Genomic DNA, 23474 nt, shown 5'->3' on the forward strand with positions numbered 1-23474 from the left:
TCATGTGTCGGGCTTGCGCATACGCCTTGCCGACCACAAATCCAAGGCCGCCGCGGGGCCGCATTGACCTCGCCCCCGACCCGCCCCTATGGTGCCATGCCCCGCAAGGAACCCTGACCGCGATGCCAGACAGATCGCCCCGTATCGAGGACATGAACGACCGCTCGCGCGAGGTGTTTCGGCGCGTGGTCGAAGGTTATCTCGAAACCGGGGCCCCGGTGGGGTCACGGACGCTGACCCGGCATATGTCGGAAAAGGTCTCGGCCGCGACGATTCGCAACACCATGCAGGATCTCGAGCATCTGGGCCTCTTGGGCAGCCCGCATATCAGCGCCGGCCGGATTCCGACCCAGACCGGGTTGAGGATGTTCGTCGATGGGCTTCTCGAGGTCGGGGATCTCGACGGCGAGGACCGCCGCCGCATCGATTCCTCGATGCAGGAGGCGGATGGCGACGTGGCCTCCCTGCTCGATCGGGTGGGCCATGCGCTGTCGGGCATCACCCATGGAGCGAGCCTCGTGCTCACGCCCAAGCACGAAGCCCCGATCAAGCATATCGAGTTCGTGTCGCTCTCGGACGAGCGGGCGCTAGTGGTGCTGGTCTTCGCGGACGGCCATGTCGAGAACCGCATCTTTGCCCCGCCCAAGGGCCAGACCCCGTCCTCAATGCGCGAGGCGGCGAATTTCCTCAACGCCATCGCGGGCGGTCATACCTTGCGCGAACTGGCTGGCGTGATTTCACGTGAAATCGCCACTCGGCGGCAGGAGATCGACCGGCTTGCCGCCGATCTGGTCGAAGCCGGTCTCGCCACATGGGTCAATCCCGGTGAGCAGAGCGAGAGGCTGATCGTGCGCGGTCGCGGCAATCTCTTGGGCGAGGCAGGCGAGGAGGCCGATCTCGACCGCATCAGGACGCTGTTCGACGATCTGGAGCGCAAGCGCGACATCGCGCAGTTTCTCGACCTCGCCGAAGAGGGCGACGGGGTACGGATTTTCATCGGCTCCGAGAACAAGCTTTTCTCACTTTCGGGTTCCTCTTTGGTCGTTTCTCCTTATATGAACGCCGACCGTAAGATCATTGGCGCCGTGGGCGTCATCGGGCCGACCCGACTCAATTATGGGCGGATCGTGCCCATCGTGGACTACACCGCACAGCTGGTCGGGCGCCTCGTGTCCGACCGCTCCTGAAGGGGAAAGACAGCAATGGCAGAACAGGACGAACCGCGCAGCCTCGACGAACTGGCCGCGGAGGTCGACGAGAACGGCGAAGTGAGCGCCGAGGCCGCCGAGGGGTCGGACGATCTCGAGATGCTCAAGCGCGAGCGCGACGAGATCCGCGACCGTTTCATCCGTGCCCTGGCCGATGCCGAGAACACCCGCAAGCGGGCCGAGCGGGATCGGCGCGAGGCCGAGAATTACGGCGGCTCCAAGCTGGCGCGCGATCTGTTGCCGGTGCATGATAACCTCTCCCGCGCCCTCGACGCCATCGCCGAGGATCAGCGCGAAGCGCAAAAGGCGCTGATCGAGGGGATCGAGCTGACCATGCGCGAGCTTCTGAGCGTTTTCAAAAAGCACGGCATCCACCCGATCGATCCGAAAGTGGGCGACAAATTTGACCCGCAGCAGCATCAGGCGATGTTCGAAGCGCCCGTACCGGGGACCAAGGCGGGCGAAATCATTCAGGTTGCGACGCAAGGTTTCATGCTGCACGACCGCCTGCTGCGCCCCGCGCAGGTCGGCGTCTCGTCGATGAAAGAAAGCTGAAAAAATCAGTAGCTTGCCGGAACCCATCCGGTTCGATCGCGTTAGTGAGGCAAGTGATCAGGTTATGAGTTCGAGAGCGCGGCGAAAGCCGCGCTCTCTTTTTGGGGAACCATTACGAAATGTCGTGCGATAGCGACTTCAACTCGTAGATCAGCTCCAGCGCCTCACGCGGGGTCAGCCTGTCAGGCTCGATCTCCTGCATTCTCGATGACAGCTTAGACGTCGTAGGTTCCTGAACAGGTGCCGTGGCGGCAAAGAGGGGCAGATCGTCGATCAGCGCCTGACGCCGTCCGCCGCCTTCGCGTTCGCCCTGTTCCAGCGCCTGAAGCACCACCCGTGCCCGCTCGACCACCGATGTCGGAAGCCCGGCGAGACGGGCCACCTGTACGCCATAGCTGCGATCCGCGGTGCCGCGCCGCACCTCGTGCAGAAAGATCACCTCACCTTGCCACTCGCGCACCGCGACGGTCGCGGTCGCCACGCCATCGAGCTTTGCGGCAAGCTGGGTCATCTCATGGTAGTGGGTCGCAAAGATACCACGACAGCGGTTCACGTCATGCAGGTGCTCCAGCACCGCCCAAGCGATCGACAGACCGTCATAAGTGGCGGTGCCGCGCCCGATCTCGTCAAGGATCACTAAGGCGCGATCGTCGGCCTGATTGAGGATCGCGGCGGTCTCGACCATCTCGACCATGAAGGTCGAGCGGCCCCGCGCGAGATCGTCCGAGGCGCCGACCCGGCTGAAGATCTGGCTGACGAGACCGATATGCGCCGAAGCCGCAGGCACGTAGCTTCCGATCTGCGCCAGCACCGCGATCAGCGCGTTCTGTCGCAGGAAGGTCGATTTGCCCGCCATGTTCGGACCCGTGAGCAGCCACAAGGCCGCGTCGCCCAGATCGCAATCATTGCCTACGAAAGGCTCGCCCGCGCGGCGCAAAGCCTGTTCCACCACCGGATGCCGACCCGATTCCACGTGAAACGCCCGGCTGTCGTCAAGCCGCGGGCGACACCATTCGGCCCCGCGCGCCAGATCGGCCAGGCCAGCCGCAAGGTCGATCTCCGACAGCGCACGGGCCAGTTGGCCCAGCGGTCCGGCATGGTCGAGAATGGCGGATCTGAGCCTGTCATAGACCCGTTTTTCAAGATCCAGCGCATGGCCACCCGCATTCAGGATGCGGGTCTCGATCTCGCTGAGTTCGAGCGTGGTGAACCGCACTTGGTTCGCCGTGGTCTGGCGGTGGATGAACCGCTCGGAAAGCGGTGGCGTCAGCATCTTGGCGGCGTGGGTCGCAGTGGTTTCGATGAAATAGCCCAGCACGTTGTTGTGCTTGATCTTCAGGCTCTGAATCCCCGTATCCGAGGCATAATCGGCCTGCATCGAGGCGATCACCCCGCGCCCTTCATCGCGCAGGCGGCGGGCATCGTCGAGGTCTGGGTCATGGCCCGTGGCGACAAAGCCACCGTCGCGCGCCAGAAGCGGCGGCTCGGCCACCAGCGCCTGATCGAGCAACTCGTGCAGGATCTCGTGCCCCGACAGGCTCCGGGTCGCCTCTTTCAGGGGGGCGGGCAGGTCGCGACTCTCGGCCAGAGCGCCGATCTCGCCCGCCACCTCCAATGTCGCGCGGATCGCCGCCATGTCGCGCGGGCCGCCCCGGTCGAGGGCGAGGCGCGACAGCGCCCGGTCGAGATCATGCGCGCCGCGCAGCGCTGTCCGAAAATCGCCGCGGAGCCGATCGTCCTCGACCAGATGCGCCACCGCCTCCTGCCGCGCGGAGATGGTCCCCAGATTGCACGACGGCGAGGCTACGCGCCGCTCCAGAAGCCGCGCGCCGCCCGCCGTCACGGTGCGGTCGATCGCATGCAGGAGCGATCCCTCGCGACCGCCGCCCATCGCGTGGGTCAGCTCGAGCGACCGGCGCGTCGCGGCGTCGATCCGCATCGCCGACATCCGCGCCTCCTGATGCGGCGGGCGCAGCAGCGGCAGCTTGCCCTTCTGCGTCAATTCCAGATACTCGACCAGCGCTGCCATGGCCGATACCTCGGCGCGCGAGAACGCCCCGAAGGCGTCGAGCGAGGCGACCTTCCACAGCGCCGCGAGACGCGCCGCCCCGCCAGCGCTGTCGAAGGCGCCCCGGTGCAACGGCGTCACCGCCAGATCGAAGCCCGAGGTGACGTCCGACAGGGCCTGTTCCACGCTGTCCTCGACCAGAAGCTCGCGCGGGGTAAGCCGCGCAAGCTCCGGGCCCAGCGCCATCCGATCGCAGCCCAGCACCGAGATCGCGCCGGTCGAAATGTCGACCCAAGCCAGGGCGCAGTCGTCGCGCAGCTCCGAGAACGCCGCGAGGAAGTTGTGCCGCCGCGCGTCGAGCAGGCTCTCCTCGGTCAGCGTGCCGGGCGTCACGAGGCGCACCACATCGCGCTTCACCACCGATTTCGAGCCGCGTTTCTTCGCCTCCGCCGGGTCTTCGAGCTGTTCGGCGATGGCCACGCGAAACCCCTTGCGGATCAGCGTCAACAGATAGCCCTCGGCTGCGTGCACCGGCACGCCGCACATGGCGATATCCTCGCCCATATGCTTGCCGCGCTTGGTCAGCGCGATGTCGAGCGCCTCGGCCGCGGCCACCGCGTCGTCGAAGAACATCTCGTAGAAATCGCCCATCCGGTAGAACAGCAGCGCATCGCCATGCGCCGCCTTGATCTCCAGATACTGCGCCATCATCGGCGTCACGGTGCCGGCTTGCGTGTTCATGCGTCTCTCCCGGGGGTGCAGCGGCGCGACACTAGCTTTTGCGGCCCACCGGCGAAACCCCGGACGCGCTCCGGAGCCGCTTTGACGCAAGGGCGTTGCGCCGCGCCGCAGCATGCCGCTATCCCTGATCGTCCAAGGCAGGAAGGACGACGATATGGCCAAACCCCGTTTCACGCGCGAGGACGCGCTGAACTTCCACGAGGCCCCGTCCCCGGGCAAGTGGGAGGTGACGGCCACCGTCCCGATGACCACCCAGCGCGACCTGAGCCTTGCCTACAGCCCCGGCGTCGCGATCCCCTGCGAGGTGATCGCCGAGCACCCCGAGACCGCCTATGACTACACCAACAAGGGCAACCTCGTGGCGGTGATCTCGAACGGCACCGCCGTGCTGGGCCTCGGCAATCTGGGCGCGCTGGCCTCCAAGCCGGTGATGGAGGGCAAGTCGGTCCTGTTCAAGCGCTTCGCCGACGTGAACTCGATCGACATCGAGCTCGACACCGAGGACGCGGACGCCTTCTGCAACGCGGTGCGGCTGATGGGTCCCTCCTTCGGCGGCATCAATCTCGAGGACATCAAGGCGCCCGAATGCTTCATCATCGAGCAGCGCCTCAAGGAAGAGATGGACATCCCCGTCTTCCATGACGACCAGCACGGCACCGCCGTGATCTGCGCTGCCGGCCTGCTCAACGCGCTGCACATCTCGGGCAAGAAGATCGAGGATGTGCGGATCGTGCTGAACGGCGCGGGGGCCGCCGGGATCGCCTGTCTGGAACTGCTCAAGGCGATGGGCGCGCGGCACGACAACTGCATCATGTGCGACACCAAGGGCGTGATCTGGCAGGGCCGCACCATCGGCATGAACCAGTGGAAATCGGCCCATGCCGCCAACACGTCGCTCAGGACGCTGGAGGAGGCGATGGACGGGGCCGACGTGTTCCTCGGGGTCTCTGCCAAGGGCGCTGTGACCCAAGCCATGGTCAAGTCGATGGCGCCGAACCCGGTGATCTTCGCCATGGCCAACCCCGATCCCGAGATCACGCCCGAAGAGGCGCATGAGGTGCGCGAGGATGCGATCGTCGCCACGGGGCGTTCGGACTATCCCAATCAGGTCAACAATGTCCTCGGTTTTCCATATCTGTTTCGCGGGGCGCTGGATATCCATGCCCGCGCCATCAATGACGCAATGAAGATCGCCTGCGCCGAGGCGCTGGCCGAACTGGCGCGCGAGGCGGTGCCCGACGAGGTGGCGCTGGCTTATGGCCAAAAGCTCAGCTTCGGTCGCGATTACATCATCCCGACGCCCTTCGATCCAAGACTGATCCACCGGATTCCACCCGCCGTGGCCCGCGCTGGCATGGAGACCGGCGTGGCGCGGCGCGAGATCGCCGACATGGAGCAATACGAACAGGCATTGAAGGGCCGGATGGACCCGACGGCGAGCGTGCTGCGCGGCCTCAACGCACGGGCGCGGGCGGCGCAGGCGACGATGATCTTCGCCGAGGGCGACGATCCGCGCGTGCTGCGTGCCGCGGTGCAGTACCAGCGGTCCGGCTTTGGCAAGGCGCTGGTGGTGGGACGTAGCGACGACGTGGCCGAGAAACTCGCCGCCGAGGGCATGGCTGATGCGGCGGCCGAGCTGGAGGTTGTCAACGCCGCCAACACGCCGCATCTCGATACCTACAAGGCGTTCCTTTATCGGCGGCTGCAGCGAAAGGGTCTCGACCAGCATGACATCCACCGCCTCGCGGGCCGCGACAGGCACGTCTTCGCGTCCCTGATGCTGGCGCATGGCCATGGCGACGGCATGATCACAGGGGCAACGCGCAAATCGGCGCATGTAATGGAGCTGGTGAACCACGTCTTCGACGCAGGCCCGCATGACGGCGCGGTCGGCGTCTCGGTCGTCATGCATAACGGTCGGATCGTGCTGATTGCCGACACGCTGGTGCATGAATGGCCCGACGAGGAGGATCTCGCCGATATCGCGACCCAAGGCGCGCAGGTGGCGCGCGAACTGGGCCTGGAGCCGCGCGTGGCCTTCGTCAGCTTCTCGACCTTCGGCTACCCGGTTTCCGAACGCGCGACCAAAATGCACCGCGCCGCCGAGGTGCTCGACGGGCGGAACGTCGATTTCGAATATGAGGGCGAGATGGCGGTCGACGTGGCACTGAATGCAAAGGGGCAGGAGAACTATCCCTTCTCGCGGCTGACCGGACCGGCCAACGTGCTGGTGGTTCCGGCGCGGCACTCGGCCTCGATCAGTGTGAAGCTGATGCAGGAGATGGCGGGGGCCACGATCATCGGGCCGATCCTGTCGGGCGTCGACAAGCCGATCCAGATCTGTTCGACCGTCTCGACCGTCAACGACATCGTCAATATGGCCGTCATGGCCGCCTGCAAGGCGAGGCGCGCATGACGATCTGGAACCTGGGCTCGATCAACGCCGATCACGTCTATTCCGTCCCGCATATCCCCACCCCAGGCGAGACGCTGGCCGCGACCGCCCTGTCGCGGGGTCTGGGCGGCAAGGGGGCCAATATGTCCGTCGCCGCCGCCCGCGCCGGTGCCCGGGTCGCGCATCTGGGCGCGGTCGGCGCGGATGGCGGCTGGATGGTCGAACGGTTGAGGGATCACGGCGTCGATTGCACCCATGTGCAGCGCCGTGATGGCCCGAGCGGCCACGCGATCATTGCCGTGGACGCTCAGGCCGAGAACGCGATCACGCTCTGGCCCGGTGCCAATCGCGACATCGACCTCGACGCCGTGAGACAGGCTCTGGACAGGGCCGTTTCGGGCGACCTGCTGGTCACCCAGAACGAAACCAACGGTCAGGTCGAGGCGGCGGCGCTGGCGCGCGCGCGCGGCCTCACCGTGGCCTATGCCGCCGCACCGTTCGAGGCCGGGGCCGTACGCGCCGTGCTGCCGCATCTCGACCTCCTCGTGCTCAACGAGGTCGAGGCGCGACAGCTTTCCGAGGCGCTGGGCACCTCGGTCGAGGATCTGCCGGTGCCGCATGTCGTGGTGACGCTCGGGGCCCAAGGCTGCGACTGGATCGACACCGCCTCCGGCACACGCCACCACGTTGACGCACCGCGCGTCGCGGCGGTCGACACCACCGGCGCGGGCGATACCTTCACCGGCTATCTTCTCGCCGGGCTGTCCGAAGGGCTGCAGATGCCCGAGGCGCTGACGCTCGCCTCACGTGCGGGGGCGCTCAAGGTCGGACGGCACGGCGCGGCCGATGCGATCCCCTCGCGAGAGGAGGTCGAGCGGGCGGTCTTCTGAGGTCGCACGCGGCACGAATATGCAGGATTTCGTCTTTTCAGACCCTTGGGCGCTCCTCGCGGCCTGCGTCGCCGTGGTGTTGGTCGGCCTGTCCAAAGGGGGTTTGGGCGGCGCGCTGGCGCTGTTGGGCGTGCCGATCATGGCGCTGGCGATCCCGCCGGTGCAGGCCGCGGGCATCCTGTTGCCGATCCTGCTGATGATGGATGCGATCAGCCTCTGGGCATGGCGCGGCACCTATCACGCGGGCACGCTCAAACGGATGCTGCCCGGCGCGGCGATCGGCATCGGCATCGGCTGGCTCACGGCGGCGCTGGTTTCGGACGGAGCGGTGCGGCTGATCGTCGGGGTGGTGGCGTTGGCCTTTTCGGCCCGTTGGCTGCTGTCGGGCAATGCCCGCCGCGCCGCGCCGCGCGTGCAGAGCACGGCGCGCGCCTCGGTCTGGTCGACGCTCGCGGGCTACACCAGCTTTGTCGCCCATGCGGGCGGGCCGCCGTTTCAGGTCTATACCATGCCGCTCAGGCTCGAACCCCGTGTCTATACCGGCACCAGCGTGATCTTCTTCGCTGTGGTGAACGTGATCAAGGTGATCCCCTACGCCCTTCTGGGCCAGTTCGACGCCGCCAACCTCACTGCCGCGGCGGCGCTGTTGCCGCTTGCGATCGCGGCGACGCTGTCGGGCGCCTTCGTGGTGCGGCGGATGCGGGCCGAAATCTTCTACCCGGTGATGTACGCCATGGTGGTGCTCGTCGGTCTCAAACTGTGCTGGGACGGCGTCGCGGCGCTGATCTGATGCCGCCAGGCCTTTGACACTCAACACTGATCCGCGCAATTTGCAGCATCCAGGGGCAGATCGCCAAAGGTCCATCCATATGCAACTTTCCGTCAATTTCGAGAACACGCGCGGCACCGCTTCCGGCACCGGTCCGGTCACGGTCGGGTGGTGCCTGAGCGAAACGAAAGGGGGCATCATCTATGCCCCGCCCGAACGCGTACGCTCCACCGATCTCGACCGCAGCCATGGCAAGTCGGCCTCACGCTGCCCGGCGGTGATCAATCTCGAAAGCCGCTATTTCCTGATCCGCTGCCCCTTCGACATCAACATCGGCTTCACCCGTGACGACAAGGGCATCCCCCGGATGCGCAACCTGAGCGGCGCGGCCAGCTCGATCCGCAGCAACAAGCTCGGAGAGAAGCTGTTGATCGTGGCCGAATCGGAGTGGCGGCATCCGGGCGTACCTACGCTGCAGCTCGTGCTGCCTTACGTGTTTCTGTGCGACGAACCGGTCTATCTCAGCCAGCTCTCACCCTTCATGCATTACAGCCGCACGCCGCTGCCTGGAACGATCTTCGGCGGGCGCTTCCCGATCAATGTCTGGCCGCGCCCGTTGATGTGGGGCTTCGAATGGCACGAGCCCGAAAAGCCGCTGAAGATCTCGCGCGGGGACCCGCTGTTCTACGTCGGATTCGAGACGATGCCGCAAGATCGCGGCGTGGCGATGGTCGAGGCGCAGCGCACCCCCGAACTTGTCGAGTATCTCGACCTCATCTCGGGGGCGGTGAACTACGTCAATCAGACCTTTTCGCTGTTCGAAGCGGCCGAGGCGCGTCGGCCCGAGACGCTGATCACGCCAGTGGCGCGCAAACCCCGACGAGAGTGACCGCGCGAGATCAGCGAAGTTTGGCGGAAACCGAGCCTTGGGGCGATCTCGATCTTCAGCGCTTTCTACATGAAATATTAGCCTGCGCTTAAGACCTGCGTGTCACAACCGGCCTGTCCCCCGAACGGGGATGCACTCCAAGGCGACGGACCCTCTTCGCTTCCAAGGACGTCCGCACAGCGGCCTGCAGAAAGCGGCGTTCCGATACAAACCCGGGGCAGGGGGCGTGACCGCGCCCCCGCCCGCGCCGAGCGGCAGACGGAATCGACCGCCAGGGGCCCGGCCAGGACCGCGGCCTTGCGATCCCGTGTCTTGAAAGGACTTATTCGTGAACCTTGTCGAAGAAGATCGTCAGGCCCGAGGTTCCGGTAACATGGCCTTGCATGCTTCCATCTCGCATCTGGCGCGTTTCACCCGTCATCAGTATCACCCCTCCGCGGTCGAAGGTAAGGCTGCCAACCTGCCACCATGCAGGGGCGACGCCATCATGCTTGCGGATCTGTCGAATCGCGTCGCTGCGAGGACGGCCTGATGTCGGGGCTGGTGCTCAAACTGGGGCCGGGGGAGCGTGTTCTGGTCAATGGCGCGGTGATCGAGAACGGCGACCGCCGCGCGCGGGTCTCCGTGCTCACGCCCAATGCCAATATTCTGCGCTTGCGCGATGCGATCCGGGCCGAAGACGCGAATACCCCGGTGCGACGGGTGTGCTATGCCGCGCAACTGATCCTCGCGGGCGACGTCACAGCCAATGAAGGTCATGACCGGATTCTGGCGGACATCGAACAGCTGAGCCAGGTGTTCTGCGACAGCGACAGCCGCGCCCTTCTGGACGAGGCATGTCGGGCCGTGCTCGACGGAGAAACCTACCGTGCGCTGAAACGCCTTCGCGCGCTTTTGCCAAGGGAGGAGCGGATGTTCTGCCTCCCACTGAAGGCGCCGTGAGCATTCGCTGATCGCGGGTCGATCTGCCGCCTTCATGAAGGGGCAGAGCGGCTTTTGGAGCGTCGCGACAAGGTCGAAATCAGAATGGGACCGGCGGGTTTCGGAGCCGGATCGTATGATCGAGGCGGAATTGGCGGTTTTGGCCCCGGCGGCGGACACTGCCCTGCGCGCTGCGCGAGGCACCTCAAATCAGTGAGGCAACCCAGCCCGCCGCCGCCGTCAGCGCCGCGCCCACGGCGATCCAGCCCAAGGGCGGCAGGTCGCGGCGGCGCGGCTCGGGCTCGGGGTGGCTCTGGCGCACGAGGGCGGCTTCGGCGAGGGCGGGCAGACGCGGGCCGAAGCGCGAAAGCACTTGGATCGTACGGCCAAGATCGCGCGCCACGGCCTTGGGGCCGATGCTTTCTCGGATGTAGTCCTCGACCACCGGGCGCGAAGCCTCCCAGATGTTGATATGCGGGTCGAGCGTGCGCGCCACGCCTTCGACAACCACCATGGTGCGCTGCAGCAGGATCAATTCTGTGCGGGTTTCCATGCCGAAGCGCTCGGTCACCTCGAACAGGTAGTTGAGCAGCCGCGCCATCGAGATGCGCGAGGCGTCCATGCCGAAGATCGGCTCGCCCACCGCGCGCAGGGCCGAGGCGAAGGCATCGACGTTGCGGTCGGCAGGCACGTAGCCCGCCTCGAAATGCACCTCGGCGACCCGGCGGTAATCCTTGCGAATGAAGCCGAAGATGATCTCGGCATAGACCCGGCGGGTGTATTCGTCGATCCGCCCCATGATCCCGAAGTCGAGCGCGATCAGCGTGCCGTCGGGGCCGATCTTGAGGTTGCCCTGATGCATGTCGCCATGGAAGTAGCCGTCGCGCAGCGCATGGGCGAGGAAGAGTTGCAGAACCCGCGCGGCGAGACGCTTGCGGTCGTGACCGGCGGCGTCGATCTGCGCCACCTCGGCCGCGCCGATGCCGTCGACCCAGCCCATCGTCATGACGCGCCGCCCCGACAGGTGCCAGCGCAGCGTGGGCACGGCAAAGCCCTCGTCCTTGGTGGTGTTCGCGGAGAACTCGGCCGCGGCGGCGGCCTCGAGCCGCAGGTCCAGCTCGCCCAGCACCACGCTCTCGAAATGCGCGATCACCTCGACCGGGCGCAGACGGCGCGACGAGGGCAAGAGCCGTTCGATCATCCGGGCGGCGAAGTAGAACGCCTCGATGTCGCGGCGGAACGCCTTCTCGATACCCGGGCGCAGCACCTTGACCGCCACCGTCTCGCCGGTCTCGGCGAGGCGGGCGCGGTGAACTTGCGCGATCGAGGCGGCGGCGACGGGTTCGGAGAACTCCGAGAACAGCCGGTCGACCGGCTGGCCCATCTCGATCGCGATCGCCCGCTTGGCTTGTGCGGTGGGAAAGGGCGGCAGGCTGTCTTGCAGCACGCGCAGCTGCACGGCGAGCTCGTCGCCCACCACGTCGGGGCGGGTCGAGAGGATCTGGCCGAACTTGATGTAGGCCGGGCCCAGCGCGGTGATGGCGCGGGTGGCGGGCGGCATGGCCGGGTCGCCCTCATAGCCGAGCCAGCGGAACGGCGCAGCGAAGAGACGGATCGCCATACGCAAAGGGCGCGGCGCGTCCATCGCGTCGAGCACCACGGCCATCGCGCCGGTGCGCTCGAACGTGGCGCCGGTGCGGATCAGCCGGAGAAGGTTGTGGGGGCCCCTCAGAGCTTCCACCCCGAATGCAGGCAGGCGATTCCCATGCTCAGGTTGCGGTACTTGGCCTGCTCGAAGCCCGCCGCCTCGACCATGCCGAGAAATGTTTCCTGATCGGGGAAGCGGCGGATCGATTCCACCAGATACTGGTAGCTGTCGCGGTCGTTGGCGATCAGCTGTCCCATCGCCGGGATGACGTTGAAACTGTAGAGGTCATAGACCTTCTGCATCATCTCGTTGGGGATCTGGCTGAACTCCAGCACCATCAGCCGGCCGCCGGGGCGCAGCACACGGAACGCCTCGTCTAGCGCCTTCTGGGGCCGTGTGACGTTCCTGATGCCGAAGCTGATCGTATAGACGTCGAAGCTGTTGTCCGGGAAGGGCAGGGCCATCGCGTCGCCCGCCACCCAGTCAAGGCTGTCCTCCAGACGCTCGGCCTCGGCGCGCTTGCGCCCCTCGACGAGCATCGATTCGGTCAGGTCGCAGACCGTGGCCTGGCCATGCCCGGCACGGCCAAGAAACCGGAACGACACGTCGCCGGTGCCGCCGGCCACGTCGAGCAGCTTCTGGCCAGGCCGCGGCGCCAGCCAGTCCATCATCGCGTCCTTCCACAGGCGATGGATGCCGACGCTCATCACGTCGTTCATCACGTCGTAGCGCGAGGCGACGGAGGTGAAGACGCCGCGCACGCGGCCCGCCTTCTCCTCTTCGCGCACCGTCTGGTAGCCGAAATGCGTGGTCTGCTCGTCGCTCAAGGGTCTTGTCCCGTGCCGCCATGATGCCTTGATAGGGCTCAGTGGCGGCATATAGCCCGCAACGTGCGAAAGAAAGAACCGATGCCCGAATTGCCAGAGGTCGAGACGGTTCGTCGCGGGCTTGCCCCCGCGATGGAGGGGGCGGTGATCGAGACCGCCCACGTGAACCGCCCCGACCTGCGCTGGCCGTTTCCCGAACGCATGGCCGAGCGGCTCTCGGGCCAGCGGGTGGAGCGGCTGCGGCGGCGGTCGAAATACATCCTCGCGGATCTGTCGGGCGGCGAGACGCTGATCGTGCATCTGGGCATGTCGGGGCGGATGACCGTCTCGGGCGTGACGCTCGGCGACTTTCATCACGCGCATCCCACGCCGCAAAAGCACGACCACGTGGTGCTGGAAATGGCGAATGGCGCGCGGGTGACCTTCAACGACGCGCGCCGCTTCGGGGCGATGGATCTCGCCGCGACGGAGGCGGTGGAAGATCATTGGCTCTTGCGCGAAATCGGGCCGGAGCCCTTGGGCAATGCCTTCGACGAAGCCTATCTCGTGGAGCGGCTCAGAGGGCGGATGGTACCGATCAAGACCGCGCTTCTCGATCAGCGCGTGGTGGCGGGGCTTGGCAACATCTATGTCTGCGAGGTGCTGCACCGGGCCGGCATCGACCCGCGCCGCAAGGCCGGGCGCATATCGGCGGCGCGGATTGCCTCTCTGGTGCCGTTGATCCGGGTGGTGCTGGAGGAGGCGATCACCTCGGGGGGATCGTCGCTCAAGGATTATAGGCAGGCCGACGGCGCGATGGGTTATTTCCAGCACGGTTTCCGGGTCTATGACCGCGAAGGCGCGGGTTGTGCAACGCCGGGCTGCGGCGGCACGGTGGAGCGAATCGTGCAGTCGGGGCGTTCCACCTTCCTGTGCGCGCGCTGCCAGAGGTGACTTGATCGCCGGGGCGGGGCGGGTCAGGTTTCGCCAAAGCAGCCGGAGACAGCCATGGCCTACACCACCATCCTCGTCGAGATCGACGACGACATCGCCACCGTCACGCTCAACCGTCCGCAGGCGATGAACGCCATCAACTCGGAGCTTTTGCGCGAACTGGTGACGGCGCTGGAGGCGGCGGATGCCTCAGACAAGGTGCGCTGCATCGTGCTGACCGGATCGGACAAGGCCTTTGCCGCCGGGGCCGACGTGGGCGAAATGGCCAACCTGTCCTTTGTCGAGATGTATCGCCGTGCGCTCTATGCGGGCGACATGGCGCGGCTGGCGCGTATCCGCAAACCGATCATCGCGGCGGTGGCGGGCTATGCGCTGGGCGGCGGTTGCGAGCTGGCGATGGCCTGCGACTTCATCATCGCCGCTGACAACGCCAAGTTCGGCCAACCGGAGGTGAATCTCGGGATCATGGCGGGGATGGGCGGCAGCCAGCGGCTCACTCGCGCGGTGGGCAAGCCCAAGGCGATGGACATGCATCTGACGGGCCGCTTCATGTCGGCCGAGGAGGCCGAGCGCGCCGGGCTGGTGAGCCGTGTGGTGCCGGCACGCCAGCTCGAGCAGGAGGCGCGGGCGGCGGCGGCGAAGATCGCCGAGAAGAGCCAGATCTCGGTGCTCGCCATCAAGGAAGCGGTGAACCGCAGCCAGGAGCTGCCGCTGACCGAGGGGCTGGCCCATGAGCGGCGGCTGTTCGAGGCGCTGTTCTCGACCGAGGACCAGGCCGAGGGCATGGCCGCTTTCCGCGAGAAGCGCGAACCGCAATACCGCGACCGCTGAGACGCGTGACAGGGGCTGGGGACCGGGAGGCTCGTGGAAAAGGCGGCAAGGCAGGTTGACTACCCGCCGAGTCGGCCTTAGAGACGCGGCTTCAGAACAGTTACCCCGCAAGTGGATTCTCGACACATGGCCAACACGCCCCAGTCCAAGAAGCGCGCTCGCCAGAACGAGCGCCGCTTCGCGATCAACAAGATGCGCCGTTCGCGCATCCGTACCTTCCTGCGCAAGGTTGAGGAGGCGATCGCCTCCGGCCAGCAGGACGCGGCCCAGACCGCCCTGCGCGAAGCTCAGCCCGAGCTGATGCGCGGCGTCACCAAAGGCGTCGTTCACAAGAACACCGCCGCTCGCAAGATCTCGCGCCTGTCGTCGCGCGTGAAGGCGCTTGCCGCCTGATATCGCCTAAAAGGCGATTGAATTCAAAAGGGTGTCCCGAAAGGGGCACCCTTTTTTCATGCCGTTACGCTGCCCCTGAGAAAGAATCGAGGGCCCTTGCGTCACCTCCCTGTCAAGTTGGCCCCTTAGGATATCCCCGCGCGCAAATCCCCCCTGTGGCGGCTCCGCACCCTTCTCGCGCCGCGCCCTTAGGATTCAGGGGCCCCGGAAAATCCCGCCGGATTCGATTCAGCGGAGTCCGTCGTCAAGCGCGTTGTTCGGTTGATGCCCTCCGAGCGCAGGCGCTAACTTGGCCCTGCGATTCACATCGTTCCTGGGGGAACATGGGCGAGTCGGCACCACGGTGGTCCGAAGGCCAGCTGCACGGCCGAGACAATCGGAACCGCGAAACGGGTGCCAGCTCTCATGAGCGTGACGGGCGCACGGCTTTGGCCGTGCCATTCGCCGTCCCGCGCTTGTCTGCATTGCGTCTGCCGGTCCGGCAGGCGTCACTGCCGTCATGTGCCAATCCCGGGCCGAACTGCGAGAGCGGTCGGCGGGTATGCCCGTCTCCGTTCGGGGTCCGGAGGTTAGGTCAGTCCGGTGCGGAACAACGTCGGCGCATGCGCGCCGGCGGCCGCATCCCCTATGCCTGAATGTGGGTCGCGAAAGCCGGGCGCGGCGGGCGCGCACGGGTGACGATGAAGGCAGGTCGGGGACAGGTCATGACGAACGATAACTGGGCGCAGGTCAGCGAAGAGCTCAAGCAGGCGGTGGGCGCCAACAACCACACGACCTGGATCGCGCCGCTGCGCTTCGAGGCGCTGGTCGATGGCGTGGCCCGGTTCCATGTGCCCACCACCTTCCATGGCAACTATGTCCTGCAAAATTTCGGCGACCAGATCCTGACGCAGCTCGCCCGCGCCGGCGTTACCGTGCAGCGTTTGATCTTCGCCCAGTCGGCCAGTGCCTCCGCGGCCTCCCGCCCCGCGGCCGCCCAGCCTTCCGGCTCGTCTTCCGGGCAGCCCGCCGCCCCGGCGCTGATCTCGGACGACGATGACGCCACACCTTCGGCCACGCTCGACCCGCGCTTCACCTTCGACCGCTTCGTCGTCGGCAAGCCCAACGAGATGGCCCATGCCGCTGCCCGCCGCATCGCCGAGGGCGGCAGCCTCGGGTTCAACCCGCTGTTCCTCTATGGCGGCGTGGGTCTGGGCAAGACGCATCTGATGCACGCGATCGGTCACGAGATGCGCCAGCATCAGCCGCATCTGAAGGTCGTGCTCACCTCCGCCGAGCAGTTCATGTACCGTTTCATCACCGCGCTGCGCGACAAGCGCATGATGGATTTTAAGCAGCTGTTCCGCTCGGTCGACGTGCTCATGGTCGATGACATCCAGTTCCTCGGCGGCAAGGATTCCACGCAAGAGGAATTCTTCCACACCTTCAACGCGCTGATCGACGCCGGAAAGCGGATCATCATCTCGGCCGACCGCGCGCCGGGTGCCATGAAGGACGTCGAGGAGCGGATCACCTCGCGCATGGGGTCGGGCCTCGTCGTGGACCTGTTCCCGACCGATTTCGAACTGCGCGTCGGCATCCTGCAGGCCAAGGCCGACTATTACCGCGCGCAGTATCCCGGCATCGTGGTCCAGCCCGGCGTCTACGAGTTTCTCGCGCACCGCATCTCCAACAACGTCCGGGTGCTCGAAGGGGCGCTGACACGGCTCTTCGCCTTCGCCTCGCTGGTGGGCCGCGAGATTTCGCTCGAGATGACGCAGGACTGCCTCGCCGACATCCTGCGCGCCTCGGATCGCAAGATCACCGTCGAGGAGATCCAGCGCCGTGTGTCCGAGCATTACAACATCCGGCTGTCGGACATGATCGGGCCCAAGCGGGTGCGCAACTATGCCCGGCCGCGCCAGGTGGCGATGTATCTCTCGAAGAAGCTGACCTCGCGCTCGCTGCCCGAGATCGGCCGCCGCTTTGGCGGGCGCGACCACACCACCGTCATGCACGGGGTGCGCAAGATCGAGGAGCTGAAGTCCACCGACAGCCAGATCGCCGACGATCTCGAACTGCTGCGCCGCGCGCTTGAGGAATAGGCCGCACCTTTGGTGCGAGGAACGGACCGCGTCATCGCCGAAAATGCTTGAGGGCGGGCTGAAAACAGGTAGTTTTCCAGTCCCGGCCCCGGTCGGCGACAACAGCGGAGCGATGCACATGAAATTCTCGATCGAACGCGGCGTTCTGCTCAAGGCCGTGGCACAGGCCCAGTCGGTCGTGGAGCGGCGCAACACCATCCCGATCCTCGCCAACGTGCTGATTGAGGCCACGGATGGCGAGGTGCGCTTTCGCGCCACCGATCTCGACATCGAGGTGGTCGATCAGGCCCCGGCGACGGTCGAGACCCAAGGCGCCACCACCGTCGCCGCCGTACTTTTGAACGAGATCGTGCGCAAGCTGCCCGACGGGGCGCTGGTGACGCTCACCGATCAGGGCGGCAACGGGCGGCTGACCATTGAGGCGGGGCGCTCGAACTTCCAGCTCGCGACCCTGCCCAAGGAAGATTTCCCGGTCATGGCCTCGTCCGAATACGAGGCGAGCTTCACCGCGCCCGCACCGGTCCTGCGCCGGCTCTTCGACAAGGCCAAGTTCGCGATCTCGACCGAGGAGACGCGCTATTATCTCAACGGGGTCTACATGCATGTGGCCGAGGGCGAGCAGGGCCGCGTTCTGCGCTGCGTCGCAACCGACGGCCACCGCCTCGCGCGGATCGACGCCGATCTGCCCGAAGGGGCCGAGAAGATGGCCGGGGTGATCGTGCCGCGCAAGACCGTCAATGAGCTGCGCAAGCTCTTGGATGATGACGAGGCGCTGATCGAGGTCTCGGTGAGCGAGACCAAGGTGCGTTTCACCACGCCTTCGATCACGCTGACTTCCAAGGTCATCGACGGCACCTTTCCCGATTACAGCCGGGTGATTCCGCAAAACAACTCCAAGCGCCTTGAGGTCGACGCCGCCGAGTTTGCCAAGGCGGTGGACCGGGTCGCGACCGTCAGCTCCGAGCGCAGCCGCGCGGTCAAGCTGTCGCTCGAGGAGGACCGGCTGGTGCTCTCGGTCAACGCCCCCGATTCGGGCGCGGCCGAGGAGGAGCTGGCCGTGGCTTACGGCGACGAGCGGCTCGAGATCGGCTTCAACGCCAAGTACCTGCAGGAGATCGCGAGCCAGGTGGACCGCGAGAACGCGGTGTTCCTGTTTAACTCCTCCGGCGATCCGACGCTGATGCGCGAAGGCGACGACACCTCGGCCGTCTACGTCGTCATGCCGATGCGCGTGTGACGCGAGCGGGACATGCGTTTTTGAAGAGCGAAGTGGGGGAGGGCCGCGCGTGAGAGCGGCCGTCACCGCGCTCGAGCTGTCACATTTCAGGTCGCACAAGCGGGCGAAGCTCGCGCTCGACGGGCGGCCCGTCGCGCTCCATGGTCCCAACGGCGCGGGCAAGACCAACCTGATCGAGGCGGTGTCGCTGCTGTCGCCGGGACGTGGCATGCGCCGCGCCGGGGCCGAGGAGATCGCGCGCAGGCCCGAGCGGCTTGGCTGGGTGGTCCGAGCCGAGGTCGAAGCCGAGGGCGCGCCGCACGAGATCGAAACCCGCGCCGAGGCCGGCCAGAGCCGCACCGTGCAGATCGATGGCAAGGCGACGCCGCAGGTGGCGTTGGCGCGGGTGCTGAGGGTGCTGTGGCTGGTGCCTTCGATGGATCGGCTCTGGATCGAGGCGGCGGAAGGACGGCGGCGGTTTCTCGACCGCGCGGTGCTGAGCTTCGATCCCGGCCATGCCGAACAGGTGCTCGATTATGAAAAGGCCATGCGCGAGCGCAATCGGCTCCTGAAGGACGGGGTGCGCGACCCGCATTGGTACGGCGCGCTCGAGGGCCGCATGGCGTTGGCGGGGGAGGCGATCGGCGCCGCGCGGCGCGCCACGATCGAACGGCTCATGGCCGCGCAGGACGAGACCGAGACCGCCTTTCCCACCGCCGATCTTGCGCTGACCTATCCCGATGAGGCGCCGGAATCGGCGGAGGAACTGCGCGAGGCCTTCGCCGCGATGCGCGGCCGCGACATGGCGGCGGGGCGCACCCTGATCGGCCCGCACCGGGCCGATCTCGACGCGCTGTGGCGTGCCAAGGGGGTGGCCGCGCGCGACGCGTCGACCGGTGAGCAGAAGGCGCTGCTGATCTCGCTCATCCTCGCCAACGCGCGCGCATTGGCGGCGATGGGCGGCGCGCCGCCCGTTCTGCTCCTCGACGAGGTGGCCGCACATCTCGACACGCGGCGTCGCGCGGCGCTTTATGACGAGATCTGCGCGCTCGGGCTTCAAGCCTTCATGACCGGCACCGAGCCGGGGCTGTTCGAGGCCCTGGGCGAGCGCGCGCAATGCATCGAGGTGACCGAGATCGCCGGCATCTCGCAGATCAGGAGCGAGACATGACCCCGCAACGCGTGACCCTCATCACCCTCGGCACGGACGACATGAACCGTGCCCGCAATTTCTACGCCGCGTTGGGCTGGACCCCGCACCCGTCGAGCCAGGACGAGGTGACCTTCTACCAGATGCACGGGGCCCTGCTGGGCCTGTTCAGTCGCGCGGCTCTCGCCAAGGATCAAGGACGGCCCGGCGCGGAGCTTGGCACCGGGGCCATGACGCTGGCGCAGAACTTCGCGGATCGCGCGGGCGTGGATGCCGCGTGGCGGGCAGCGCTCGACGCGGGCGCGAAGGCGCTGAAGGCACCGGAGGAGGTGTTCTGGGGCGGCTATTCGGGCTATTACACCGATCCCGACGGCCATGTCTGGGAGATCGCGCACAACCCGTTCTGGCCACTGGCCGAAGACGGATCGCTGACCCTGCCCAGTCCGAAATGACCCTCGCCCCCCATGATCTCGCCCTCTATGCGGGCGCGCTTTTCGTTCTGTTCCTCACCCCCGGCCCGGTCTGGGTCGCGCTCACGGCCCGCGCGCTGTCGGGCGGGTTTCACGCGGCATGGCCGCTGGCGCTCGGGGTGGTGGTGGGCGATGTGCTCTGGCCGCTTCTGGCGATCCTTGGTGTGAGCTGGGTTCTGTCGGTGTACGGCGGCTTTCTGGAGGCGCTGCGCTGGGTCGCGGCCGCGATGTTCGTGTCGATGGGCGTGCTGCTGTGGCGTCACGCCGACGCCTCCATCGCCTCCGACAGCCGCCTGACCCGGCCCGGCATGTGGGCGGGATTCGCCGCAGGCCTCGCCGTGATCCTCGGCAATCCCAAGGCGGTCCTGTTCTACATGGGGATGCTGCCGGGCTTCTTCGATCTGTCGGCGCTCACTGCGGGCGACATCGTGGCGATCTGCGCGATTTCCTTCGCCGTGCCCTTGGCGGGAAACCTCGTTCTCGCCGCCTCGATCCACCGCGCGCGGGCACTTTTGACCTCGCCCCGGGCACTGCGCCGGACCAACCGCGCGGCGGGGGCGATGCTGGTCGGCGTCGGGCTGCTCATACCCCTTCTATAGCGCAAAATATGGGGGAAAACCGTGACATCTCCCACCAGTATTCGTATATTCCGCCGGTAACGTCCCGAGGATTTCCCCCATGTCTGAACCCGCTCTGCAACCCAATGCTTATGGCGCCGATTCCATCAAGGTTCTCAAGGGCCTGGATGCGGTCCGCAAGCGTCCGGGGATGTATATCGGCGACACCGATGACGGCTCGGGCCTGCACCATATGGTCTACGAGGTGGTCGACAACGGCATCGACGAGGCGCTGGCCGGTCACGCCGACTTCGTGCAGGTGAAGATTCATGCCGACAGTTCGGTCAGCGTGCGCGACAACGGCCGCGGCATTCCCACCGACCTGCACCGCGAAGAGGGCGTCTCGGCGGCCGAGGTCATCATGACCCAACTGCATGCGGGCGGCAAATTCGACCAGAACTCCTACAAGGTCTCGGGCGGCCTGCACGGCGTCGGTGTCTCGGTGGTCAACGCGCTGTCGGATTGGCTGGAACTGCGCATCTGGCGCGACGGCAAGGAGCACGTTGCGCGTTTCGAACGCGGCGACACGGTCAAGCATCTCGAAGTGGTGGGTCCGACCGACCAGACCGGCACCGAGGTGCGCTTCCTCGCCTCGACCACGACCTTCTCGAACCTCGAATACGACTTCGCCACGCTGGAAAAGCGCCTGCGCGAGCTGGCCTTCCTGAACTCGGGCGTGCGGATCATCCTCGAAGACGACCGCCCGGCGCAGCCGCTGCACACCGAACTGTTCTACGAAGGCGGCGTGCGCGAGTTCGTGAAATATCTCGACCGCTCCAAGCACGCCGTCATGCCCGAGCCGATCTGGATCGAGGGCGAAAAGGACGGCATCGGCGTCGAGGTGGCGATGTGGTGGAACGACACCTACCACGAAACCGTGCTGCCCTTCACCAACAACATCCCGCAGCGCGATGGCGGCACCCACATGGCGGGCTTTCGCGGCGCGCTGACCCGGACCATCAACGCGTATGCCCAGACTTCGGGCATCGCCAAGAAGGAGAAGGTTTCCTTCACCGGCGACGACGCGCGTGAAGGGCTGACCTGCGTGCTCTCAGTCAAGGTGCCGGACCCCAAATTCTCCTCGCAGACCAAGGAAAAGCTGGTCTCGTCGGAGGTGCGCCCAGCGGTGGAGAACCTCGTGGGCGAAAAGCTCGCCGAGTGGTTCGAGGAGAACCCCAACCTCGCCAAGCAGATCGTCGGCAAGATCGTCGAGGCGGCGCTGGCGCGCGAGGCCGCGCGCAAGGCGCGCGAGCTGACCCGGCGCAAGACCGCGATGGACGTGAACTTCCTTGCCGGCAAGCTCAAGGACTGCTCCGAGAAGGACCCCTCCAAGACCGAGGTCTTCCTCGTCGAGGGGGACTCGGCGGGCGGATCGGCGCAGACGGGCCGCGACCGGGGCACGCAGGCGATCCTGCCGCTCAAGGGCAAGATCCTCAACGTCGAGCGCGCCCGCTTCGACCGGATGCTGGGAAGCCAGGAGATCGGCAACCTCGTGATGGCGCTCGGGACCGGCATCGGCCGCGACGAGTTCGACATCAAGAAGCTGCGCTACCACAAGATCGTCATCATGACCGACGCCGATGTCGACGGCGCGCATATCCGGACGCTGCTGCTGACCTTCTTCTTCCGGCAGATGCCCGAACTGATCGAGGCGGGGCACCTCTATATCGCGCAGCCGCCGCTCTACAAAGTCGCGCGCGGCAAGTCCGAGGTCTATCTCAAGGATCAGGCCGCGATGGACGACTACCTGATCCGGCAGGGCACCGAGGGCACTGCACTGCGCCTCGGCACCGGTGAAGAGCTGACCGGCAACGACCTGCGCCGCGTCGTCGACGAGGCGCGCCAGCTAAAGCGGGTGCTCGACGCCTTCCCCACGCATTACCCGCGCCACATCCTCGAACAAGCCGCGATCTCAGGCGCCTTCGTGCCCGGCGCGGTGGATGCCGACCTGCAGGGCGTCGCCGACAAGGTGGCCCGCCGTCTCGATCTGATCGCGCTCGAATACGAGCGCGGCTGGCATGGCCGCATCACCCAGGATCATGGCATCCGCCTCGCGCGGATCCTGCGCGGTGTCGAGGAGGTGCGCACGCTGGACGGCCCGATGCTGCGCTCGGGTGAGGCACGCAAGACAGGCAGCTTCACCAAGTCGTTGCAGGAGGTCTACGACCAGCCCGCAACCTTGGTGCGCAAGGACCGCAGCCAGCTGATCCACGGCCCGCTCGACCTGCTCGCGGCGATTCTCGAAGAAGGCCAGCGCGGCCTGACGCTGCAGCGCTACAAGGGCTTGGGCGAGATGAACCCCGATCAGCTGTGGGAAACCACGCTGGACCCGGAGGCGCGGACGCTGCTTCAGGTGCGCATCGAGGATTCGCTCGAGGCCGACGACCTGTTCACCAAGCTGATGGGCGACGTGGTCGAGCCGCGGCGGGAGTTCATCCAGCAGAACGCGCTCAACGTCGAGCATCTCGACTTCTGACGTGATGTAGGCGCGCGCATATTTTTTCGTGGCGCGCATATTATTTCGCGCCGCGAGAGCTTCGGGCCAGACGAAATGTTAGCATTTTCCGATGGTTGTAAAATCGTTGTTCGGGTCGACGAACTACTCGAGATGGCTCAAAAACAACGTTGCTGAAGTCCAACTCACTGCGAGGCCGACACAACAGGGTCTCCCATCTGCCCATTGCCTATCAAGAGCGACCTACTGCGTAGTAGCATACACGATAGAGTTCTCACGGTTTCGCAGCACCATTCGCTCCAGACGGACGAACCAAGACCCGCGTTTTGAGAATCTTCTGCAAGAGATCAGAGGTGGTTCCGGAAATCTGAACAGCCGGGATAAGTGGATTTTCCGCGCAACGGCAGCATGATGCTGCGAGCGAGGAGAAGACTATGACAAGACGACCGCGCCGGAACCACAGCCCGGCTTTCA

General features: G+C 66.2%; 21 protein-coding genes. 17 read left to right on the forward strand and 4 right to left on the reverse strand.

Annotated features, from left to right (window positions below; translation table 11 throughout):
* The first annotated feature begins 122 nt into the window (after positions 1-122).
* Positions 123-1187, forward strand: a complete 1065-nt coding sequence (gene hrcA / locus ACJASC_RS03175) for a heat-inducible transcriptional repressor HrcA (protein WP_415143471.1) — start codon at positions 123-125, stop codon at positions 1185-1187.
* 15 nt (positions 1188-1202) lie between these two features.
* Positions 1203-1763, forward strand: a complete 561-nt coding sequence (locus tag ACJASC_RS03180) for a nucleotide exchange factor GrpE (RefSeq protein ID WP_415143473.1) — start codon at positions 1203-1205, stop codon at positions 1761-1763.
* A gap of 112 nt (positions 1764-1875) precedes the next feature.
* Here ACJASC_RS03180 and mutS read toward each other — a convergent pair whose 3' ends face one another.
* Positions 1876-4512, reverse strand: a complete 2637-nt coding sequence (gene mutS / locus ACJASC_RS03185) for a DNA mismatch repair protein MutS (RefSeq protein ID WP_415143475.1) — start codon at positions 4510-4512, stop codon at positions 1876-1878.
* Positions 4513-4666: 154 nt separating this feature from the next.
* Here mutS and ACJASC_RS03190 point away from each other — a divergent pair, with 154 nt between their 5' ends.
* From ACJASC_RS03190 to flbT, 6 genes are all read left to right on the forward strand, one after another.
* Positions 4667-6928, forward strand: coding sequence for an NADP-dependent malic enzyme (locus tag ACJASC_RS03190; RefSeq protein ID WP_415143477.1), 2262 nt, complete (start codon positions 4667-4669; stop codon positions 6926-6928).
* A complete protein-coding gene (locus ACJASC_RS03195) occupies positions 6925-7797 on the forward strand; it encodes a ribokinase (RefSeq protein WP_415143479.1) in 873 nt (290 codons plus the stop codon). The genes ACJASC_RS03190 and ACJASC_RS03195 overlap by 4 nt, the downstream gene beginning before the upstream one ends.
* A gap of 19 nt (positions 7798-7816) precedes the next feature.
* Positions 7817-8587 (forward strand): sulfite exporter TauE/SafE family protein, encoded by a 771-nt coding sequence (locus tag ACJASC_RS03200; protein ID WP_415143481.1) that lies wholly within the window; start codon positions 7817-7819, stop codon positions 8585-8587.
* 79 nt (positions 8588-8666) lie between these two features.
* On the forward strand, positions 8667-9455 hold the full coding sequence (locus ACJASC_RS03205) for a hypothetical protein (protein ID WP_021694363.1): 789 nt from the start codon (positions 8667-8669) through the stop codon (positions 9453-9455).
* Between the two features lie 328 nt (positions 9456-9783).
* On the forward strand, positions 9784-9987 hold the full coding sequence (locus ACJASC_RS03210; protein WP_415143483.1) for a hypothetical protein: 204 nt from the start codon (positions 9784-9786) through the stop codon (positions 9985-9987).
* Positions 9987-10397, forward strand: a complete 411-nt coding sequence (gene flbT / locus ACJASC_RS03215; protein ID WP_415143485.1) for a flagellar biosynthesis repressor FlbT — start codon at positions 9987-9989, stop codon at positions 10395-10397. The genes ACJASC_RS03210 and flbT overlap by 1 nt, the downstream gene beginning before the upstream one ends.
* Before the next feature lie 184 nt (positions 10398-10581).
* Here flbT and ubiB read toward each other — a convergent pair whose 3' ends face one another.
* Together ubiB and ubiE are read right to left on the reverse strand one after the other, a co-directional pair.
* Positions 10582-12108, reverse strand: coding sequence for a 2-polyprenylphenol 6-hydroxylase (gene ubiB, locus ACJASC_RS03220; protein WP_415143517.1), 1527 nt, complete (start codon positions 12106-12108; stop codon positions 10582-10584).
* On the reverse strand, positions 12105-12902 hold the full coding sequence (gene ubiE, locus ACJASC_RS03225) for a bifunctional demethylmenaquinone methyltransferase/2-methoxy-6-polyprenyl-1,4-benzoquinol methylase UbiE (protein ID WP_415143487.1): 798 nt from the start codon (positions 12900-12902) through the stop codon (positions 12105-12107). Before ubiE ends, ubiB begins: the two co-directional genes overlap by 4 nt.
* Positions 12903-12932: 30 nt before the next feature.
* Between ubiE and mutM the strand changes: the two genes are divergently transcribed.
* From mutM to gyrB, 9 genes are all read left to right on the forward strand, one after another.
* Positions 12933-13784 (forward strand): bifunctional DNA-formamidopyrimidine glycosylase/DNA-(apurinic or apyrimidinic site) lyase, encoded by an 852-nt coding sequence (gene mutM, locus ACJASC_RS03230; RefSeq protein ID WP_415143489.1) that lies wholly within the window; start codon positions 12933-12935, stop codon positions 13782-13784.
* 54 nt (positions 13785-13838) lie between these two features.
* The gene (locus tag ACJASC_RS03235) at positions 13839-14615 is read left to right on the forward strand and encodes an enoyl-CoA hydratase-related protein (protein ID WP_415143491.1); all 777 of its coding nucleotides are present in this window, start codon (positions 13839-13841) and stop codon (positions 14613-14615) included.
* A 126-nt stretch (positions 14616-14741) separates the two neighbouring features.
* The gene (rpsT, locus tag ACJASC_RS03240; RefSeq protein WP_341214302.1) at positions 14742-15008 is read left to right on the forward strand and encodes a 30S ribosomal protein S20; all 267 of its coding nucleotides are present in this window, start codon (positions 14742-14744) and stop codon (positions 15006-15008) included.
* A 704-nt stretch (positions 15009-15712) separates the two neighbouring features.
* Positions 15713-17092: a chromosomal replication initiator protein DnaA gene (gene dnaA / locus ACJASC_RS03245; protein ID WP_045320059.1), complete on the forward strand. Its 1380-nt coding sequence runs from the start codon at positions 15713-15715 to the stop codon at positions 17090-17092.
* A gap of 118 nt (positions 17093-17210) precedes the next feature.
* On the forward strand, positions 17211-18329 hold the full coding sequence (gene dnaN / locus ACJASC_RS03250; RefSeq protein ID WP_415143494.1) for a DNA polymerase III subunit beta: 1119 nt from the start codon (positions 17211-17213) through the stop codon (positions 18327-18329).
* 49 nt (positions 18330-18378) lie between these two features.
* Positions 18379-19479, forward strand: a complete 1101-nt coding sequence (gene recF, locus ACJASC_RS03255; protein ID WP_415143496.1) for a DNA replication/repair protein RecF — start codon at positions 18379-18381, stop codon at positions 19477-19479.
* A complete protein-coding gene (locus ACJASC_RS03260; RefSeq protein WP_415143499.1) occupies positions 19476-19910 on the forward strand; it encodes a VOC family protein in 435 nt (144 codons plus the stop codon). Before recF ends, ACJASC_RS03260 begins: the two co-directional genes overlap by 4 nt.
* Positions 19907-20527, forward strand: a complete 621-nt coding sequence (locus tag ACJASC_RS03265; protein ID WP_415143501.1) for a LysE family translocator — start codon at positions 19907-19909, stop codon at positions 20525-20527. The genes ACJASC_RS03260 and ACJASC_RS03265 overlap by 4 nt, the downstream gene beginning before the upstream one ends.
* A gap of 79 nt (positions 20528-20606) precedes the next feature.
* Complete coding sequence (gene gyrB, locus ACJASC_RS03270) at positions 20607-23021, forward strand: DNA topoisomerase (ATP-hydrolyzing) subunit B (protein WP_415143503.1); 2415 nt, start codon at positions 20607-20609, stop codon at positions 23019-23021.
* Positions 23022-23274: 253 nt separating this feature from the next.
* Here the strand turns inward: gyrB and ACJASC_RS03275 are convergent.
* On the reverse strand, positions 23275-23474 hold a 200-nt coding region (locus ACJASC_RS03275; protein WP_415143504.1), incomplete at its 5' end, for a hypothetical protein.

Origin of the sequence: Limimaricola cinnabarinus, from assembly GCF_047631075.1 — a bacterium.
Taxonomy (GTDB): domain Bacteria; phylum Pseudomonadota; class Alphaproteobacteria; order Rhodobacterales; family Rhodobacteraceae; genus Limimaricola; species Limimaricola cinnabarinus.

Excerpts from the sequence above, each read along its gene's own strand:
- gyrB (WP_415143503.1), top strand. The coding sequence starts at position 20,607 with ATGTCTGAACCCGCTCTGCAACCCAATGCTTATGGCGCCGATTCCATC.
- ACJASC_RS03180 (WP_415143473.1), top strand. The coding sequence starts at position 1,203 with ATGGCAGAACAGGACGAACCGCGCAGCCTCGACGAACTGGCCGCGGAG.
- ACJASC_RS03205 (WP_021694363.1), top strand. The coding sequence starts at position 8,667 with ATGCAACTTTCCGTCAATTTCGAGAACACGCGCGGCACCGCTTCCGGC.
- hrcA (WP_415143471.1), top strand. The coding sequence starts at position 123 with ATGCCAGACAGATCGCCCCGTATCGAGGACATGAACGACCGCTCGCGC.
- ACJASC_RS03260 (WP_415143499.1), top strand. The coding sequence starts at position 19,476 with ATGACCCCGCAACGCGTGACCCTCATCACCCTCGGCACGGACGACATG.
- ACJASC_RS03190 (WP_415143477.1), top strand. The coding sequence starts at position 4,667 with ATGGCCAAACCCCGTTTCACGCGCGAGGACGCGCTGAACTTCCACGAG.
- ACJASC_RS03195 (WP_415143479.1), top strand. The coding sequence starts at position 6,925 with ATGACGATCTGGAACCTGGGCTCGATCAACGCCGATCACGTCTATTCC.
- rpsT (WP_341214302.1), top strand. The coding sequence starts at position 14,742 with ATGGCCAACACGCCCCAGTCCAAGAAGCGCGCTCGCCAGAACGAGCGC.
- ACJASC_RS03200 (WP_415143481.1), top strand. The coding sequence starts at position 7,817 with ATGCAGGATTTCGTCTTTTCAGACCCTTGGGCGCTCCTCGCGGCCTGC.
- ACJASC_RS03235 (WP_415143491.1), top strand. The coding sequence starts at position 13,839 with ATGGCCTACACCACCATCCTCGTCGAGATCGACGACGACATCGCCACC.
- ACJASC_RS03265 (WP_415143501.1), top strand. The coding sequence starts at position 19,907 with ATGACCCTCGCCCCCCATGATCTCGCCCTCTATGCGGGCGCGCTTTTC.
- dnaA (WP_045320059.1), top strand. The coding sequence starts at position 15,713 with ATGACGAACGATAACTGGGCGCAGGTCAGCGAAGAGCTCAAGCAGGCG.
- dnaN (WP_415143494.1), top strand. The coding sequence starts at position 17,211 with ATGAAATTCTCGATCGAACGCGGCGTTCTGCTCAAGGCCGTGGCACAG.
- flbT (WP_415143485.1), top strand. The coding sequence starts at position 9,987 with ATGTCGGGGCTGGTGCTCAAACTGGGGCCGGGGGAGCGTGTTCTGGTC.
- mutS (WP_415143475.1), bottom strand. The coding sequence starts at position 4,512 with ATGAACACGCAAGCCGGCACCGTGACGCCGATGATGGCGCAGTATCTG.
- ubiE (WP_415143487.1), bottom strand. The coding sequence starts at position 12,902 with ATGCCGCCACTGAGCCCTATCAAGGCATCATGGCGGCACGGGACAAGA.
- mutM (WP_415143489.1), top strand. The coding sequence starts at position 12,933 with ATGCCCGAATTGCCAGAGGTCGAGACGGTTCGTCGCGGGCTTGCCCCC.